The sequence below is a fragment of the Desulfocicer vacuolatum DSM 3385 genome (genome assembly GCF_900176365.1).
GTDB lineage: Bacteria > Desulfobacterota > Desulfobacteria > Desulfobacterales > Desulfobacteraceae > Desulfocicer > Desulfocicer vacuolatum.
Window position 1 is genome coordinate 38591 of the sequence record NZ_FWXY01000011.1, and the last position, 18305, is coordinate 56895.

An 18305-nucleotide genomic window follows, 5' to 3' on the forward strand; every position below is an offset into this window, starting at 1 on the left:
ACATTGCCCATCGGGGGGGGGGGTATAATACCATTTGGCTCCGCGTCTACGACCCTATATTCGATGTGTTTGCCGGGACATGTGGTTTATAAAGAAATCCATTCCCGCATGGCCGGTATCTCAATATCTCTCCACCGGTCTGACACTCTTTTTTTAATAAAATATTCAAAAAGGGTGTCAATGGCCTGCAGGGGGATGGTGTACAGTTCTATCTTTTCCAGAACAGCTCCTTCAATATCATCTTGACTTTCAATGTTTCCAGTGGCCGGGGTTTTCAGGCCGGTGATGTTCATGCTTTCTCCTTTTATGGAGAATCGCCATTCATTTTCATCAACGGTGAAGATCAGGTTCATTTCTGTGACAACAGCCCCTTTTCTTAAAGCGGTTGTCCCTTCTTCCAGGCCGGCATCATCTCCTTTAATGGTTATTTTTTCACTGGACTCGTCCCCAAGGGAGTTTTCCAATACAATGGTGTTGCCCAGTTTTAGAGAAACTGTGTTGCACTCCATGGCAAGCATGGGTTTGATGTTGATTTCATTTTCCACGACATACCAGACCCAGGTGAGAAATTCGTCGCCTAAAAATTTATATTTATTATATGATACCGCGATATCAAGCATCTTTTTTACCTCAATAATTTAGTGGAAGCCAGGTTTGCAGCCAGATCTTTTTCTTCATCTTTTAATGTTAATGAGTTCTCGATCATCGTAAAGGGAAAAAGCCGGATAAGTTTCAGTTGAAATGATTTTTTAAACAGGGTTTCAAGCTCTTCATTGGCTGCTTTCTGGGTGGAAAAAAATAGAACTGTGGCGTTTTCGTAATCCCACATCACATCGTATGTATTGGGTGTAGATGGCATCTGGCGCATTAATTTTTCTGTGATCAAGTCTTTTATATCTTTTTTCTCATTTTTAGAAAGAAAGTCCCGATGGGTTTCTTTTAGTTTTTTGATCACTTCCAGTGCCACATGTTTTTTAATAATTTTAGACGGTACACTTTTTTTATCAATTCTGAGGGAAAAAACAAAATAAGTGCCAAAGGAAAAGGAAAATTTTTCAAAGTCAGGATCAAATTCACTTTCCAGAGGGGTCCAGCCCACGGATATTTCAGCATATTCGTCCTCAATTTGACTGATAATGTTTTTTGTCAGTCCATTTCTGACAGATTCAAGTATGGATGATTCAAATTTTCCCTCAACTCTATACCTGGCTATTGATACGCTTGATGATAATAAGCCCATATATACTCCATATAACTGCCACGGACAGATCTTGATCTCGATTCATCCACAACAAAGCTTTAAAAAATCAGTGGTTTGAATAATTTTTTATATAACTGCCACGGGCAGAACTTATTCTGACCTCGATCTGCCCACAACAACGCTTGAAATACGCCTCAGCTTTGCGGAGTATTTCATATAAAACCCACATGGGAGGACCGTATTCTGACCCGGCTCTGCCTTGGGTAAACTTGAAGATTACCTTTTCATATCAAAAAATGCAACGGGATAAGATCTATTTCATTTCCCATTGCTTGTCAAATAAGAGTCGCAGTGATTGAGAATTCACAACAGCGCTTGACGATCTATATGACTCTGGGGATATTCGTCGGCGGAAAACAACCGTTATATGGCGGAAAACGGCCTTTGAGATTGTAAAAACAATGATTAATGCTGATGGTCTGCCTTGGAAATGTGTGCGGCATTATTATGAGCACCATATATAGTGGTAGAACAAAAGAACATGACAGATCATCTTGGGCGTTTGGTATATAGTTTGCTTGTTTAAGAGAAAAGGGGATAAATTTTGCTGATGGAAAAGTTAATAGAGGAGAAATTCATCAAGAATACATCTAAAGGTAATACCAATTTTTGAATATGCGAAAAAAATAAGGCAGTTGTTCTTTTTAATGGGTATTATGTTGTTATGCTTGTGTTTTGTTTAAATATTGAATGTCAAAGATATGGTTTTTTATTTGTATTTTTAAGTTCAATTCCCCTTTTTTGGTTTTATAATAAATAATTGGTATTTTTAAGCAACCATTATTCTTGTTTACTTTTGCATTGATTCATTGTAAATAGAACCGGGTTATAAATAACATTTTAATAGGGATGGCATGAATGCCGTGGGATATGGCGCTGTTTTTTGCTATTTACATGGTTGTTGAATCTGCTGATAATTCATGGACACATTTTTGATGTTACAAATTAAATGCAATTGGCTTTTTCCCTGCTAAGGCAATTTCCAATGCAAACCCCACTAAAACAGATCGGATGTTCTGAGCTGTGAAAGATTGATTATGACACAATTTCCTGGAAGGATGTGATTCTGGCTGATAAAATAGAACAGATAGCATCATAATTCTTCTGGATATCAGACAAATGATATTATAATTCAATTTAAGAAGTTTGATGGCTGGGCAATAGATTCTAAATTTTTCAAAAGAAGGTGGTTACATGAAAAACAAGATGCAGACGATTGATGGTAATACCGCAGCAACCCATGTGGCATATGCAATGAGCGATGTTGCAGCTATTTACCCGATTACTCCCTCCAGTCCCCTGGGCGAAATAGCAGACAGCTGGGCTTCGGCCGGTAGAAAAAATATTTTTGGTCAGGTACTCAGCATAAAACAAATGCAGTCTGAAGCCGGGGCTGCCGGAACCGTTCACGGATCCTTGTCCGCCGGTGCATTGACCACATCTTTCACCGCTTCCCAGGGTCTTTTACTGAAAATACCCAATATGTACAAAATTGCCGGTGAGTTGCTCCCCTGTGTGTTTCATGTTACTGCCAGAGCTCTTTCAGCCCACGCCCTTTCCATTTTTGGTGATCATTCAGATGTGATGTCCGCACGTCAGGCAGGATTTGCCATGCTGGCATCCAGCTCTGTGCAGGAAGCCATGGACCTTGCACTGGTGGCCCATCTTTCAACGGTGGAGGGAAGTGTTCCCTTTATGCATTTTTATGACGGTTTCAGAACCTCCCATGAGATTCAGAAAATTGAAGTCATTGATTATGAAGACATGGCATCCCTTTTTAACTGGGATGCCTACAAAGCTTTTAAAGCCCGGGCCATGAATCCGGAAAAACCGGATACACGCGGAACAGCCCAGAATCCTGATATCTATTTCCAGGGCAGGGAAGCTGCCAATAGTTTCTATGATAAGATTCCCCATGTGGTTCAATCTTATATGGACAAGGTCGGACAGCTCACCGGTCGCAACTATAAATTGTTTGATTATGCGGGTGATCCTGAAGCAGACAGGGTGATCGTTGCCATGGGTTCCGGGTGCGAAGCCATTGAGGAGGCTGTTGACAAGCTGAATCAAAGTGGAGAACGGGTGGGTGTGGTTAAAGTTCGTCTCTATCGCCCCTTTAATGTGGAAGCCTTTATGGCAGCTGTACCTGCCACAGCCGAAACCGTCACTGTTCTTGACAGAACCAAAGAACCCGGTGCCCTTGGTGATCCTTTATATGTGGATGTCTGCACCGCATTCATGGAAAAAGGCGAAGGTCCGCGTGTTGTGGGTGGACGATATGGATTGGGCTCCAAAGAATTTAACCCGGCCATGATCAAAGCTGTTTTTGATAATATGAAAGCCGTTGGCCCCAAAAATCATTTCACAGTGGGTATTAAGGATGATGTCACCCATTCTTCCCTGGAACCGGTGGCTGATTTTGATCCTGCACCCAAAGGAACTGTGAGTGCAAAATTCTGGGGCCTTGGATCTGACGGTACCGTGGGAGCAAACCAGAGTGCCATTAAAATCATCGGAGATAACACAGATAAATATGCCCAGGGCTATTTTGCCTATGATTCAAAAAAATCCGGTGGTATTACCATTTCCCATTTGAGATTCGGTGATGTGCCCATTAAATCCACCTACCTTATTACTGATCCTGATTTTGTTGCCGTTCATAAGTCCAATTATGTGGAAATTTATGATGTGCTCCAGGGCATCAAAGAGGGCGGCACCTTTCTGCTGAACTCTCCATGGTCCGTGGAAGAGATGGAAGCGCATATTCCCGGTGATGTCAAAAAAACCATTGCAGATAAAAAGATTAAATTTTTCAATGTGGATGCCGTTAAAATCGGTGAAGCCGTTGGTCTGGGTACCCGCATTAACATGATCATGCAGACCTGCTTTTTTAAGCTGGCCAATGTACTTCCCTTTGAAAAAGCCATTGAGCTGTTAAAGGCCGACATTAAAAAGACCTACGGCAAAAAAGGTGATCATATTGTAAATATGAACATTGAAGCCGTGGATCAAACCCTGGACAACCTTGTTGAAATTGAGGTGCCTGAATCGTGGAAAACCGCTGACGGCTGGCCGGAATCCCACACCCGGGGTACAGAGTATGTTGAAAATGTTATGAAACCCATCCTGGCACAGAAGGGCGATGAACTTCCGGTGAGTGCCTTTACCCCTGACGGCTTTTTCCCCAACAGCACCAGCATGTATGAGAAACGCGGTGTTGCCATCAATATTCCGGAATGGCTTCCTGAGAATTGCATTCAGTGTAATCAATGCGCCTTTGTCTGTCCCCATGCCGCCATTATTCCGGTTGTGGCCACAGATCAAGAGCTTGCCGGTGCCCCTGAAACCTTTACCACCGTTGAGGGTAAAGGAAAGGGGTTAAAAGAATTTAAATTCAGAATGCAGGTAAATCCTCTGGATTGTCAGGGGTGTGGTAATTGTGTTGACATCTGTCCTGCCAAGGAAACAGCCCTGGTAATGAAACCCCTTGCCACCCAGACGGATGTGGAAATTCCCAATTATGACTTTTCCCTCACCGTTCCTTTTAAAGAAGGGCTGGCAAAAAGAGAATCTGTTAAAGGAAGCCAGTTTGTCAAACCGTTGTTTGAGTTCTCCGGTGCCTGTGCAGGATGTGGTGAAACCCCCTATGTGAAAGTATTGACCCAGCTTTTTGGTGAAAGAATGACCATTGCCAATGCCACGGGATGTTCTTCCATCTGGGGTGGTTCTGCTCCTTCTGCGCCCTATTGTGTTAATGAAGACGGCCATGGTCCTGCCTGGGCAAGCTCTTTGTTTGAAGATGCTGCAGAATATGGATACGGCATGATGCTGGCCACCAATAACAGACGGGCCACCCTGGCTGATAAAATGAAAAAAGCCCTTGATCTGGATATCTCTTCTGATATTAAAGATGCCATGTCAGGATGGATTGCCGGTATGAATGATGCGGCAACTTCCATGGAATATGGTAATCAGCTGAAAGGCTTGCTCACGGGGAACAGCGGCATTGATATTCTGGATGACATTGCTGACGACAAAAATCTGTTCACCAAAAAATCCCACTGGATATTTGGTGGCGACGGATGGGCCTATGACATTGGATTTGGCGGTGTGGACCATGTGCTGGCATCTGGAGATGATATCAATATTCTGGTAATGGATACAGAAGTTTACTCCAATACCGGGGGGCAATCCTCCAAGGCAACTCCCACCGGAGCCATTGCCAAGTATGCAGCATCCGGTAAAAAAATCGGTAAAAAAGATATGGGAGCCATGGCCATGAGTTATGGCTATGTCTATGTGGCATCCATTGCCATGGGAGCTTCTAAACAGCAGGTGATGAAGGCGTTTATTGAGGCGGAAAGCTACAATGGCCCGTCACTGATTATCTGTTACGCACCTTGTATCAACCAGGGTATTCGAAAGGGCATGGGTAAAACCCAGCTGGAAACCAAATTGGCTGTGGAATCAGGTTTCTGGCCCATGTACCGATACAATCCGCTTCTCAAACTGGAAGGAAAAAATCCCTTTACTCTCGATTCCAAAGAACCCGATGGAACCATCCAGGAATTCCTGGCCGGTGAAAACCGTTTTGCCGCTTTGGAACGATCTTTTCCCGAAGAGTCCAAACGTTTGAGGGCCAAAATTGAAGAGGAAGTCAATGAAAGATATGCTCAGCTGAAAAAGCTGGCAGAATAATTTCATAAGGGAGTCAGCAGTTTTCAATTTACCGTTTATCCAATGTGCCACCCATAAAATATGGCGGTCTGAGTTTTGAAAATGGTAAATCAATAGGATCTGACTCCATAATGTGATTGCAATTAAGCAATTATCAGATTCCAGAGCTTAATAAAAAATCTCCACGGTTTCACACCGTGGAGATTTTTTTATTTGTTATCCAGCACGCTTCGGAGGCTGCTTGCCAGTGTTTCCATACTCACAGGTTTCATCAACAGTGCTTTTATGCCAAGTTTTTTTGCTTTTTCCCGGGTCATGGATTCACTGAAGCCTGTGTTGAGAATCACACGGATATCTTTCTGGATCTTCATCAACTCCACGGCCAGTTTGTCACCGGTCATGTCAGGCATGGTGAGGTCTGTGATCACCAGATCAAATGCCTCAGGGTGCTCTGAGAAGTGCTTTAAAGCCTCACCAGGATCTGTGTATGCACTTATGGCATATCCCAGATGCTCAAGCATCTGTTTTTCCACATTGATGGTGCTCTCTTGATCATCCACAAGCAGAATCTGTTCATTGCCCCTTTGTAACTTAAGCTTTTTCTTTTCACAATTGCCGGCCGGATCCTTTATGGTGGGGAGATAAATTTTAAATTCTGCCCCCTGACCGGGCCGGCTGAACAACTCTATATACCCTCCGTGGCTTTGCACAATTCCATTAACAATGGAGAGCCCCAGCCCTGTGCCCCTTCCCTTTTTTTTAGTGGTGAAATAGGGATCAAAGATGCGTTCCTGCATGCTTTTATCCATACCGGGACCTGAATCCTTCACCGTCAGGCAAATATATTCCCCCGGTGCCATGGAGGGAATGTTTAATTCATTATCTGTCAGTTTAATGGGCTTTAAGGTAACAAAAAGTTCCCCACCGGTTTCTCCCATGGCCTGGAAAGCATTGGTAATAAGGTTCATGGTAATCTGATGCACCTGGGTGGGATCTGCCATGATCATACCGCAGCTTGTATTAATATCCTGGCATATCTTAATGGTGGATGGCAAAGAAGCGTGCATCAGGTTCAACACTTCCTTGATGACCAGGTGGGGTTTCAGGGGGCGGGTGGTCTGTTCCTGCTGGCGGCTGACAGTGAGGATTTGTTGAACCAGGTCCCTTGCGCGCTCGGCCCCTGCCATGATCTGGTTCAGTCCATGGCGTAAATCTCCCTGAAGGGGCGCATCTTCCAGCAGCATCTGGGTGTATCCAAAAATAGGAAAAAGAATATTATTAAAATCATGGGCGATGCCCCCGGCCAGGGTGCCGATGGCTTCCATTTTCTGGGATTGGCGAAGTTGTGATTCCAGGGCCTTGTTTTTTTCCTTTTCGCGCTGATGTTCACTGATTTCTTTACGCAGCTGCCGGTTGCTCTGCAGAAGTTCGGCAGTTCGTTCCTGAACAATTTTTTCCAGGTCTTGCTTCTGGCTGCGCAAAATGTCTTCAGCGGCTTTTACCCTGAGAGCCGTTTTTACCTGGGCTGTGAGTACATATTCATCAATGGGTTTAGCCAGATAGGCATCTGCGCCGGTTTCAAGTCCTTTGGCCAGATCTTTGGAATCCGTTCGGATGGCAGAAATCATGATGATGGGGATATGTTTTGTCCGGTCATTTTTTTTCAATTGTCTGCATACTTCATACCCATCCATATCCGGCATTTTGATATCAAGTAAAATGGTGTCCGGCAATAGTGTTTCAGCCTTGAAAATACCTTCCGGACCCGAAGTGGCCGTTATAACCTCACAATTGGAAAGCATTATTTTTAAAAGCGCTGAAATGCTGATGAGATTATCCGGTTTATCATCAATGGCCAATATCTTAGACATACTTAGTTCCTTTATTCAAATTTGACCCCCCTTACAAGGGTACTATTTTTGCAGCCAGTTACGGATTGCTATTTTAATTTGTTCTGGATTAATGGGTTTGGAGAGGTAATCGTCACACCCGGCATCAATGATTTTTATTTTGTCACCCTTCATGGCATGGGCGGTGAGGGCAATGACAGGGATATGTGCCGTTTCTTTATTTTGTTTAACCCTTTTAACCACAGAAAAACCGTCCATTTCCGGAAGGGAGATATCAAGAAGGATGAGGTCCGGCTGCCTTGTCAATGCCATATGCAATCCTTTTTTACCGTCTGTGGCCTCCAGTATGGTGTATTTATTTTGTAAAATCGCTTTTATGGTGATCATATTGTCAGGATTGTCTTCCACAACAAGGAGGGTTGATTTGTGCAGGCTTTTTTTTGGGGGGGCGAAAATTTCAATGTTTGGGTTTTTGGTTTGAGTTTCCGTGATTTCAGTTGTTAGTTCCCCGGGAACGGGGAGAGTCTGTTTTTCTTTTTGGTCATGAATTTTATTGTCCGGGGTTTCCATTTTCATGGATTCCCCAAGCATTGATTGAACTTTGGTCAATAGACCATGGGGATCAATATCACCTTTTTGAATAAGCTGCTGGACATTATTGGCACTTAAATGGCTTAAATCCTCTGGGGTTAAATCCCTTGCTGTGAGTATTAAAACAGGGATTTCAGAGGTGTTTTTGGTGCTTCTCATTTTTTCAAGAACCTGAAACCCATCAATTTTCGGCATCATTAAGTCTAAAATAATACCGTCGGGAATTGTTTGTGCCATGTATTCCAATGCTTCTTGTCCCCCCCGGGCAATATCCACAATATACCCTTCGGTTTCGAGAAACATTTTTACCTGGAGGATGGCAGCTTCATTATCTTCCACCATTAAAATTTTTCCATGTCCATTAATGTCTTTTAATTCAATTTCATTGTCGTCGGCAATTAAAATTGAATGGGCCCATGGCCCACAAAGTCTGTTTATCTCTGAAATAAGCAGATCCTTATTGACAGGTTTGCTTATGTATCCCACAGCCCCCAGGGCCATGCCTGTTTCTTTATCATCGGATATGGAAACCATGATCACCGGGATATCTCTGGTTTCAGGGGATTGTTTGAGATTTTGAAGGACTTCAAATCCATCCATCTCCGGCATGATGACATCCAGGGTTATGGCAAAGGGATGATGGCTTTTGGCAAGTTGGATGGCCTCGTACCCTGATGTGGAAGTGATGACGTTGTACCCTTCCTTGGAAAGATAGTTGGAAATCATGGCAAGGGAATCCGGTTCATCGTCAACCACCAGAATGGTTTTTCCCGTTGGCCCGGGTTCCGGTGCTGCTTGCCGTTGAATTGGTTGGGGAAGGGGAGGGCACATTGATTCTTGATACTGTAAAGGCAGTGTTAAAGTGAAGGTGCTGCCTTGGTCCGGGGCGCTTTGAACGGTGATGTCACCGCCTAACATTCTGGCGGCTTTAAATGCAATGGCAAGCCCGAGCCCCGTTCCTTCATAGGATCTTGACGATGTGCCGTCAACCTGGCGGAATTCTTTAAAGATGTGGGGCAGATCTTTTTTATCTATGCCAATCCCTGTGTCAGACACTGCGACATGGATTTTTTCTCCATTTTGTTCTATTGAAACAGATACATACCCCTGCTTGGTAAATTTCACAGCATTGCTGATAAGATTTTGGAGAATTTGATGTATTCGGTTTTCATCGCTGTTAATTCGGGGTATTTTGGGGGGAACTTTTACACGCAGCTCAATGTTTTTTTCCCGGGCAATGGGGGTCAGTCTTTCCACAATGGTGTCAATGGTTGAGGTGATCTGGAATGATTGTGATGTAATATCCATTCTGCCTGCTTCAATTTTGGACAGATCAAGGATATCGTTGATCAAAGCAAGAAGGTTTTTACCGTTCCGTTCAATTATTTCAAGGTAACTTATCTCTTCCCGGGAAAGTTTTTCTCCGGCCTGCATGGCAAGGACCCGGGAAAGTGCCATCACCGAGTTTAATGGGGTTCTCAGTTCATGGCTCATGTTGGACAAGAATTCACTTTTCAGGCGATTTGCTTCCTCCACCTGGCGTCTCTGGGTTTCCAGCTCAATATTTTGTTCCTGGAGCTCTTCAGCGGTGTTTTTCAGTTCCTGGGATTGTACCTGTAACTCTTCTTTCTGGGCTTCCAGTGTTTTATTGGAGGTTTTTAAGTCCTTTGCCAATGTTTTTGTCTTGATGCCCGCAGATAGATGGGCATGGGAGGCATTGATCAAGTTCCAGGACTGGTTCACCACTTCAAGACTTTCCCTGGTATATGTGTTTAGATTCACAAGGGATATAATGGCCGTAACCTCTTGTTCCATGGTAATGGGAATGGTGAGAATTTCCCTGGGAACGGCATCTCCGGCCACGGTTTTGAATTTAAAAACAGTATCCCCCGGGATATTTTTGATGTGATGAATTTGTCCTGTTACAGCGGCACGTCCCAACTCTCCGGGTGGGTTTTTGCCATCAAAGGATTTTAATATGTTTTCATTGAATCCCATGGAGGCTGTATGTTCAAATGCCTCTTTTTTTTTATTGAATGTGTAGAATACCCCCATGTTGGAATGGGTGTTTTCCATTAATGCGCTGAGTAATTTTGAGGCAAATATTTCCATGGAGGAGAGAGCTGTCATGGTTTCTGAAATATTTAAAACATTTTGTTGCACCGCCATTCGAAATGCAATGCTGTCTGCCATTTCGTTGATAAATCGGGCCAGAGAGCCCAGCTCGTCCCGGGAATGAATTTGATTCCTCACTGAATAATCACCCTCAATGATTTTCCGGGTGCTCATGCCCATTTCAACAATGGGCCTTGAGATGAGTTTGCTCAGCCAGAGTGCAATCATTAAAATCGCCAGGGTGGAAAAAACACAAAGTGCCATATAATAGCCAAGCAATTTGCGGATGGGTGCCTTTAATTCATGTACATCCTGTTTGCAGATAAACCCCCAGTTTGTCTGGGGGATGTGGGTATAGGCGGCCAGAACATTTTCACCACGATAATCCATGCTTTCGATCATGCCTGTTTTTCCCCGGGCCGCATTAATGGCAGGTGCTGCCTTAATTTGAAGATTGAGCGGGGCATTGGGGTACCAGCGAAGTTCATTTAACGCTTTGACCTCTTTATTTACAATGAGGGTTTCTCCGGTGTTTCCAAGTCCGGTTTTGTCCTGCAGCAGGGTATAAAGAGAATTTTTCAAATCCATGCGTGCCACCATGATGCCGATAGTGTGCTTTCTGTTGTGGGTTGAGCAGAATATGGGAATGGAAAAGGTCATGATCATTTTTCCAAAAAATTTTGAATAATAAATATCTTTGATAAATATTTTTTTACTCTTCATGGGCCGGGTGAAATAGGGATCATTGGATTTATCCATGCCCTGGGCACTTTGATTTGTTGATACTTCCACAATGCCCGTCCGGGGATTAAGGATGAACAATTCCTCATAGGCATCATAATTATCAAGATAACGGGTCATCAGTCGGCGAATACTTTTATAAATATTCATATCCCGGGGGCTCTTTTGCTTCCTTGGCATTATCTGTTCAAGTTCCAGCAATTCATTAGCTGTTGAGACAGTTTTTAAATCAGCCATTCTTTCATAAAGCCATTTTTCAAGGCGTTGAGCCTTGAGATCCCGGATGGCCACAAGTTTTTGGAACGTCTCTTTTTCCATGGACGCAACCTGTAACCGGTATGTGGTGATAATGCCGATGAGCAGGGGGGTCAGCCCCAGTATGAAAAACCAGAAAACAAGTCTGTTTTGTATGCGTTTGAATGTAAAAGGCTTCATCATCGCTTTTGATATATGTGACACCATTCATTCACCTTTTTGAAATGATTTTGATGGGTTGTCGGAGGCGTTTCCGCTTCTCCCAATATCAGATAACCGTTTGTGTTCAATGATCGGTATAGTTTATTGAATATTTTGTCTTGACATTCTGTATTAAAATAGATGAGTACATTGCGGCACAACACCATGTCAAAGCTGCCAAAAATGCTTTCCGGCGGCGCATAGCTCTTTTGGTCAAGGATGTCATAAACAGAAAATGACACCCGTTGTTTTAAGAACGGAAGCAATTGAAATGCATCACCCCGGCAAAGAAAATATTTTTCCACCAAACCGTATTTAATATTTTTGATGCTCTCTTTTAAATACATTGCTTTTTTTGCTTTTTTTATGGCATTGGCATCAAGATCCGTGGCAAATATATCGATGTTTATATCGGGTAGCTGTTTTTCTTTTTCCATACATTCATTGATGAGCATGGCCATGGAATAGGCTTCTTCCCCCATGGCACAACCACAGGACCAGATTCTTAAAGACGGGTGTGGCTGGAATTTTTTTTGCTGTAACAGGGTGGGCAGAAGCAACTTCTGGAGATACTCAAAAACAAATGTGTTCCGGAAAAAATGGCTGACGTTTATGGTCAGTGTGTCTATGAGAGTGTCAATTTCATGGGGCGTTTTTTTTAAATAGGACAAATATTCGTTTGTATCGCTGCAATGGGTGAAATGCACTCTTTGGTCAATACGGCTCTGGATCATGGCTGTGCGATAACCGGAGAAATCAATGCCCCGGTTTTTATTTAAAAAGGACAAAATATGTTGTAAATAGATGTTCAAGATTAAAAGGTATTCCTTTCAAGGTGTAAGTGATTTAAAAAAAACAATATCCCGCTGGAGGTCTAAAATCAAACGATATTTATAAGTAATGATTATTTTATGAACAGTTGTTTTTTAAATTTTATATGAAATATTCCTCAAATCAGGAGCGTATTTCAAGCTTTGTTGTGGGCGGAACGGGATCAGAATACGGTCCGCCCGTGGTGGTTATATAAAATGTAGAATAGTTCACGCTTCGTTGGGCAGGGAGCAGATGCCCGTGGCAGCTATTAAGTACTCAACTTTCGGTGTTCGCATTTCGTGGTGGGGTCAGGCTTTCGTTATTGACATTATCGAGGCTTTTTTCGTTGGCAAAGGCCTTGGTCGATAACATCAATAACAAAAGCCTGCCCCCGTCGGCACACTGAGTCCATCGGTACATTTAAAAATGCCGGCTTTGAAATGAAGCCCGAAAGTTGAGTAAATAAACAGGTCTCTTTGATGCATATGGAGATAGGCATCATTATAAATGTGAATTGAAAAGAGAAAATCCGTGACAACAGATAAACATAAAAATGGGATATTGGGAACTTTGCTTGCAGCTTTTGCGACAAGGTCTATCATCAACACCACCAACCGATTTATTTATCCCTTTGCACCTGTTATCAGCCGGGGGCTTGGTGTGCCGCTGACAGCGGTAACCTCGGTGATTGCCCTGAATCAGGCCACTGCCCTGATCGGTATTTTTACCTCCAGTATCGGTGATCACACCGGGTATAAGCGCATGATGCTGGCAGGCCTTGTTATTCTTATTTTTGGAATGGTGCTGGTGGGCTTTCTGCCCCTGTATTTAAGCTTTGTGGTTGCCATGTTTCTTTGCGGGCTTGGTAAGAATTTTTTTGATCCCGCCATCCAGGCCTATGTGGGAACCCGGGTGAGTTATAAAAGACGGGGGCTTGTGGTGGGGATTCTTGAAATCAGCTGGGCCGCTGCCACCCTGGCCGGTATTCCCCTGGCCGGATGGATCATATCTAAGATGGGTTGGCAGGCCCCTTTTCTGGTTCTGGCAGCCTCCGGTCTTATTTGTCTCTGGCTGGTTGCAGTCTATATAGAGGATGATTCCCGGATGGAAGCGGTGTCCGGGGGCATGAAATTTTCAATCAAACTCAACAGATTGATGACATCCATGGCCCCCCTTTTTAAAAATCCCCGGGCCCTGGGAGCCATGGGTTTTGCTTTTTTTGTCAGTTTTGCCAATGATAATCTCTTTGTCATCTATGGGGCCTGGCTGGAAAATTTGTTTGACTTTTCTGTGGTGGATCTTGGGCTTGGTACGGCCGTTATCGGTGTGGGGGAGCTTTGTGGCTCCATGGGCACAGCCCTGCTGGCGGATCGGTTCGGTTTGAAGCGTTCGGTGTGTTGCGGGCTTTTATTGAGCGGCTTGTCTTATCTGTTCATACCGGTGTCCGAGTTTTCCATGTGGGCCGCATTGGGCGCACTCTTTTTAATATTTTTTTCCTTTGAATTCACCATTGTTTCTTTTATTTCCATGTGTACCGAGTTGATTCCCGGTGCCCGTGCCACCATGATGTCTCTTTTTTTTGGTGCAGCAGGTCTTGGAAGGGTTGCCGGTGCCTTTTTCGGGGGGATTGTCTGGCACGCAATGGGTATCAATGTGGTGTGTTACAGTTCTTTTATTTTCAGCCTTGCAGGCCTTGCCTGCCTCTTCTGGGGAACAAAAAAATGGCATCCCCAACAGCAATCGCTTGACCATGGGAAAAAATAATTATAAAGCTTTTTATGTGAAATACTTCGCAAAGCAGGGGCGTATTTCACGCTTTGTTGAGGGCAGACCGAGGTCAAAAGGTGCTCCACCTGTGGCGGTTATGAAAACATGGCTTTGAAAAATTGGCATCCATCATATGAGCCAAAAGTAGTTTACACTTTTTTGAAAATTTGTCCTCAAAATGGGGACATTGTTCTTAAAAGTATAAACCATAAATGAAGCATGCCGAAAAATTCAGGTGTAAATATTCGGTTTGAGTTCCATGTTTTATTCCTTCTTTACAAGCTTAAAACCCAATGGTATTCTTAACAGTATTAACTGCCTGTTTGTATATTGCAGTGTTCATTTAAATCAACACAGCTTCAGGAGTTTTCTGCAATGGAATATTTAGAAGTTATTTTTGGTGAAGATTTTGAGCGATCTTCAAGGGGAGAGAGAGAGGGACAGGATATGTTTCAATCCATTAATCCCATGTTTTGCCTTTCAAAGCGAATCTGGAAACCCCAGATGGATATTTTAGAATCCAGGCATCATATTACCATTCAAGCTGAAATATCCGGGGTTGAAAAGGATGATATCACCATCCAGGTGAGCAACAAAGCCGTTAAAATATCGGGAAGCCGATGCCGGAAACCCCCGGAACACCCGGCCACATTCAGACTTGCTGAAATTCAGTTCGGTCGGTTTGAAAGGGTGCTTTATCTGCCATCCTTAATTGATGTGGATAAGGTTTCCGCTGCATATTCCAATGGATTCCTTGAAATAAGCCTTGCAAAACTTCCCGTGGAAAGAACCGAAACCGTTGAAATATCTTACAGATAAACACATAGGAATTTCCCATGAGTGAACTTCAGACTTCCGTAAATGTCAGCCCAGATCACATCCCGGAGACCCTTCCTGTTTTACCCATCGTGGATACAAATTTGTTCCCTAAAATGGTCCTGCCCCTTGTGATCATGCAGGACGAGGCCATCAAACTCATTGATGAGACCATGGCCGGTGACAGAATGCTGGGTGTGTTGTTATCAAAGCGTTCTGATACGACATCCCGCCACTCTTCAAAGGATCTCCATGACATCGGCACCGTGGCCATTATTTTAAAAATGGCCAAAATAGAGGATAACAAGGCCCAGTTATTAATCCAGGGCTTGAGTAGATTCAAGGTAAAAGAGTTTATAGAGGGTAAACCTTACATCCAGGCCCGCATTGAAACCATTGAGGGGGAAAATTTAAAGGACGATAAAGAGACCCGGGCACTCATGTCCAATGTGGTGGATCAGTACGAAAAAATTGTTTCCCTTTCACCGGGGCTGCCAGCGGAAATCGGCGGCATGGTAAAATCCATTAAAGAGCCGGATGTGATGGCAGATATGGTGGCTTCCACCATTAATGCACCCATCCTTGAAAAACAGAAAGTTCTGGAAATTCTGGATGTTAAAAAACGATTGACCAAGGTGACCCGCCTGGTGGCGGATCAGCTGGAAATCCTTGAAATGGGATCCAAAATTCAAACCCAGGTCAAGGAAGACATGGATAAACGCCAGCGGGAGTATTATCTTCGCCAGCAGCTCAAGGCCATCAAAGAGGAATTGGGCGAGACCGATGATGAGAGCGTGGAGATCGACGAATATCGTAAAAAAATCGCTGCAAAAAAAATGCCGGAGGACGCTGCCAAAGAAGCAGAACGGGAATTGACTCGTTTGTCCCGCATGCATCCCTCTTCTTCGGAGTATGTGGTGGCATCCACCTATCTTGATTGGTTGACCTCCCTTCCATGGTCTGAAAAGTCCAAAGATAAACTTGATATCAAGGCGGCTCGTAAAATTCTGGATCAGGATCATTATGGTCTGGAAAAACCGAAAAAAAGAATCATTGAATATCTGGCCGTGCGAAAATTAAAAAAGGATTCCAAAGGTCCCATTCTCTGTTTTTCCGGCCCTCCGGGTACCGGTAAGACCTCCCTTGGTAAATCCATTGCAAGGGCATTGGGGAGAAAATTTGTTCGCATTGCGCTGGGCGGGGTCCGGGATGAGGCGGAAATCCGCGGTCATCGCAGGACCTACGTGGGGGCCATGCCCGGCAGAATCATCCAGGAGATCCGCAGGGCCGGAAAAAGTAATCCGGTTTTCATGCTGGATGAAATTGACAAGGTGAGTTCTTCCTACCAGGGCGATCCTTCCAGCGCCCTTCTCGAGGTGCTTGATCCAGAACAGAATTACTCCTTCACCGATCATTATCTCGATGTGCCCTTTGATCTCACCGATGTGATTTTTCTCACCACAGCCAATGTGCTTCACACCATTCCCGCCCCCCTGCGGGATCGCATGGAAGTACTGGAACTAAATGGCTACACCGAAGATGAGAAATTGAAGATTGCCACCAAATATCTATTGCCAAGACAGCGCCTTGCCAATGGATTGAAAACCTCCCAGATCACTGTTACCAAGGGTGCCCTTAAGGATATTATTTCCGGGTACACCCGGGAATCCGGCCTGCGAAACCTTGAACGGGAGATCGGTTCGGTGTGCCGGGGCGTTGCCAGTAAAATTGCCCAGGGTGAGGTTGAAAAAGTGTCCGTGGGTAAAAAAGATATTCATGAGTATCTTGGCTCGGTGCGAAATATGGTGGAAAACGGCACCAATATCACTGTGCCCGGTGTGGTTGTGGGCCTTGCATGGACCCCTGTGGGCGGAGATATTCTCTTTGTTGAGGCATCGGCCATGAAGGGCAATAAAAATTTGATTCTTACTGGTCAGCTGGGGGATGTGATGAAGGAGTCTGCCCGCACAGCCATGAGCTATATTCGATCCCATGCGGAAAAATTAAAGATTGAAGATAATTTTTTTGACACCCATGATATTCACATCCATGTGCCCGCCGGTGCCATTCCCAAAGACGGCCCCTCTGCCGGTGTCACCATGCTAACGGCCTTAACTTCCCTTGTTACCGGTAAAAAAGTTAAAAATAAATTGGCCATGACCGGTGAAATCACCTTAAGAGGTGAGGTGCTGCCGGTGGGTGGCATAAAAGAAAAAGTGATTGCCGCCAACAGGGCCGGTATAAAAAGTTTAATCCTGCCCCTGTGGAATGAAAAAGATATTGAAGATATTCCGGAAAATATCAGAAAAACCATGGATTTCCACTTTACGGATAAGATGAACGATGTTCTTCATCGTGCCCTGGAGCTGGATGTCTGATCATCTGCGCATTGACTCTGTTCTGATTATCCTGGTGTGTGTGATTCTGTGTGTGGGGGGCTGTTCATCCTCGCCCCCCGCTTCCCCCCCGGATGAATTCAAAGGGTTCGACAGTGCCTCCCCCCAGAAGGTGCCCGGCAAAAAAACAGGTACCTTCAAGCCCTATAAAATTGCAGGCAAAACCTATTATCCCCTGTCCCATGCCCAAGGATTTTCCCAAAAAGGTTTGGCATCCTGGTACGGTAAGAAATTCCATGGCAGAAAAACAGCCAATGGAGAAACCTATAACATGTATGCCATGACCGCAGCCCATAAAACCCTTCCCATGAATACCTGGGTCCAGGTGACCAATCTTGATAATAAAAAAAAAGTGGTGCTTCGCATCAATGACAGGGGGCCTTTTGTTGCCGACAGAATCATTGATTTGTCTTATACCGGGGCAAAAAAATTGGGGGTGGTGGGACCGGGAACGGCAAAGGTAAAGGTGGTGGCCCTGGGAAAAAGTTCTGGAAAAAATAATAAAAAATATATTCCTGTGGATTGCTGGAATGGAGACTTCACCGTCCAGGTGGGGGCCTTCAGCGTTCTTTCCAATGCCCGGGCATACAAGAAAAAATTATTGTCCAGATATAAAAATGTTCACATAACAACCCATACGGATTATCGGGGAACCTTTTATCGGGTGCGTGTGGGAAAATTTTCCCGGTTGAAGTCCGCAGACGCTTTTAAATTAAAGCTCAGTAAATCGGGTATAAAGGGTGCTTTTACCGTGGCCCGGTGAAACAATATGGAGAACCCAGGGCGCTATTTTCGGGGTAAATCTGATAGAATTTATGGGTT

10 protein-coding genes are annotated in these 18305 nt (G+C 44.2%); 5 read left to right on the plus strand and 5 right to left on the minus strand.

The annotated features are described in order from the left end of the window. Positions 1–86: 86 nt before the first annotated feature. Positions 87–620 (minus strand): hypothetical protein, encoded by a 534-nt coding sequence (locus B9A32_RS11175; protein WP_084069442.1) that lies wholly within the window; start codon positions 618–620, stop codon positions 87–89. A gap of 5 nt (positions 621–625) precedes the next feature. After that, positions 626–1240, minus strand: coding sequence for a recombination-associated protein RdgC (gene rdgC, locus B9A32_RS11180; RefSeq protein WP_084069444.1), 615 nt, complete (start codon positions 1238–1240; stop codon positions 626–628). 1215 nt (positions 1241–2455) lie between these two features. Between rdgC and nifJ the strand changes: the two genes are divergently transcribed. Next, positions 2456–5959: a pyruvate:ferredoxin (flavodoxin) oxidoreductase gene (gene nifJ / locus B9A32_RS11185; RefSeq protein WP_084069446.1), complete on the plus strand. Its 3504-nt coding sequence runs from the start codon at positions 2456–2458 to the stop codon at positions 5957–5959. Between the two features lie 188 nt (positions 5960–6147). Here nifJ and B9A32_RS11190 read toward each other — a convergent pair whose 3' ends face one another. Genes B9A32_RS11190 through B9A32_RS11200 form a run of 3 tightly spaced genes read right to left on the minus strand, consistent with a single transcriptional unit; the run spans position 6148 to position 12503 of the window. Beyond that, positions 6148–7809, minus strand: coding sequence for a response regulator (locus B9A32_RS11190; protein ID WP_084069448.1), 1662 nt, complete (start codon positions 7807–7809; stop codon positions 6148–6150). Positions 7810–7851: 42 nt separating this feature from the next. After that, on the minus strand, positions 7852–11697 hold the full coding sequence (locus B9A32_RS11195) for a response regulator (RefSeq protein ID WP_084069450.1): 3846 nt from the start codon (positions 11695–11697) through the stop codon (positions 7852–7854). Beyond that, complete coding sequence (locus B9A32_RS11200; RefSeq protein WP_084069452.1) at positions 11670–12503, minus strand: CheR family methyltransferase; 834 nt, start codon at positions 12501–12503, stop codon at positions 11670–11672. The genes B9A32_RS11195 and B9A32_RS11200 overlap by 28 nt, the downstream gene beginning before the upstream one ends. A 532-nt stretch (positions 12504–13035) precedes the next feature. On the opposite strand from B9A32_RS11200, the gene B9A32_RS11205 reads away from it, so the two are divergent. The 4 genes from B9A32_RS11205 to B9A32_RS11220 all read left to right on the plus strand — a co-directional run bounded on the left by B9A32_RS11205 (position 13036) and on the right by B9A32_RS11220 (position 18246). Beyond that, positions 13036–14268, plus strand: coding sequence for an MFS transporter (locus B9A32_RS11205; protein WP_170923797.1), 1233 nt, complete (start codon positions 13036–13038; stop codon positions 14266–14268). 378 nt (positions 14269–14646) lie between these two features. Further along, a complete protein-coding gene (locus B9A32_RS11210; protein WP_084069456.1) occupies positions 14647–15090 on the plus strand; it encodes an Hsp20/alpha crystallin family protein in 444 nt (147 codons plus the stop codon). A 17-nt stretch (positions 15091–15107) separates the two neighbouring features. Further along, positions 15108–17465, plus strand: a complete 2358-nt coding sequence (gene lon, locus B9A32_RS11215; RefSeq protein WP_084069458.1) for an endopeptidase La — start codon at positions 15108–15110, stop codon at positions 17463–17465. Continuing rightward, positions 17458–18246, plus strand: a complete 789-nt coding sequence (locus tag B9A32_RS11220) for a septal ring lytic transglycosylase RlpA family protein (protein WP_084069459.1) — start codon at positions 17458–17460, stop codon at positions 18244–18246. Before lon ends, B9A32_RS11220 begins: the two co-directional genes overlap by 8 nt. The last annotated feature ends 59 nt before the right edge of the window (positions 18247–18305 follow it).

What these genes read in the sequence shown, in the direction of transcription:
- B9A32_RS11175 (WP_084069442.1), bottom strand. Translation starts at nt 620, where the DNA reads ATGCTTGATATCGCGGTATCATATAATAAATATAAATTTTTAGGCGAC.
- rdgC (WP_084069444.1), bottom strand. Translation starts at nt 1,240, where the DNA reads ATGGGCTTATTATCATCAAGCGTATCAATAGCCAGGTATAGAGTTGAG.
- nifJ (WP_084069446.1), top strand. Translation starts at nt 2,456, where the DNA reads ATGAAAAACAAGATGCAGACGATTGATGGTAATACCGCAGCAACCCAT.
- B9A32_RS11190 (WP_084069448.1), bottom strand. Translation starts at nt 7,809, where the DNA reads ATGTCTAAGATATTGGCCATTGATGATAAACCGGATAATCTCATCAGC.
- B9A32_RS11195 (WP_084069450.1), bottom strand. Translation starts at nt 11,697, where the DNA reads ATGGTGTCACATATATCAAAAGCGATGATGAAGCCTTTTACATTCAAA.
- B9A32_RS11210 (WP_084069456.1), top strand. Translation starts at nt 14,647, where the DNA reads ATGGAATATTTAGAAGTTATTTTTGGTGAAGATTTTGAGCGATCTTCA.
- lon (WP_084069458.1), top strand. Translation starts at nt 15,108, where the DNA reads ATGAGTGAACTTCAGACTTCCGTAAATGTCAGCCCAGATCACATCCCG.
- B9A32_RS11220 (WP_084069459.1), top strand. Translation starts at nt 17,458, where the DNA reads ATGTCTGATCATCTGCGCATTGACTCTGTTCTGATTATCCTGGTGTGT.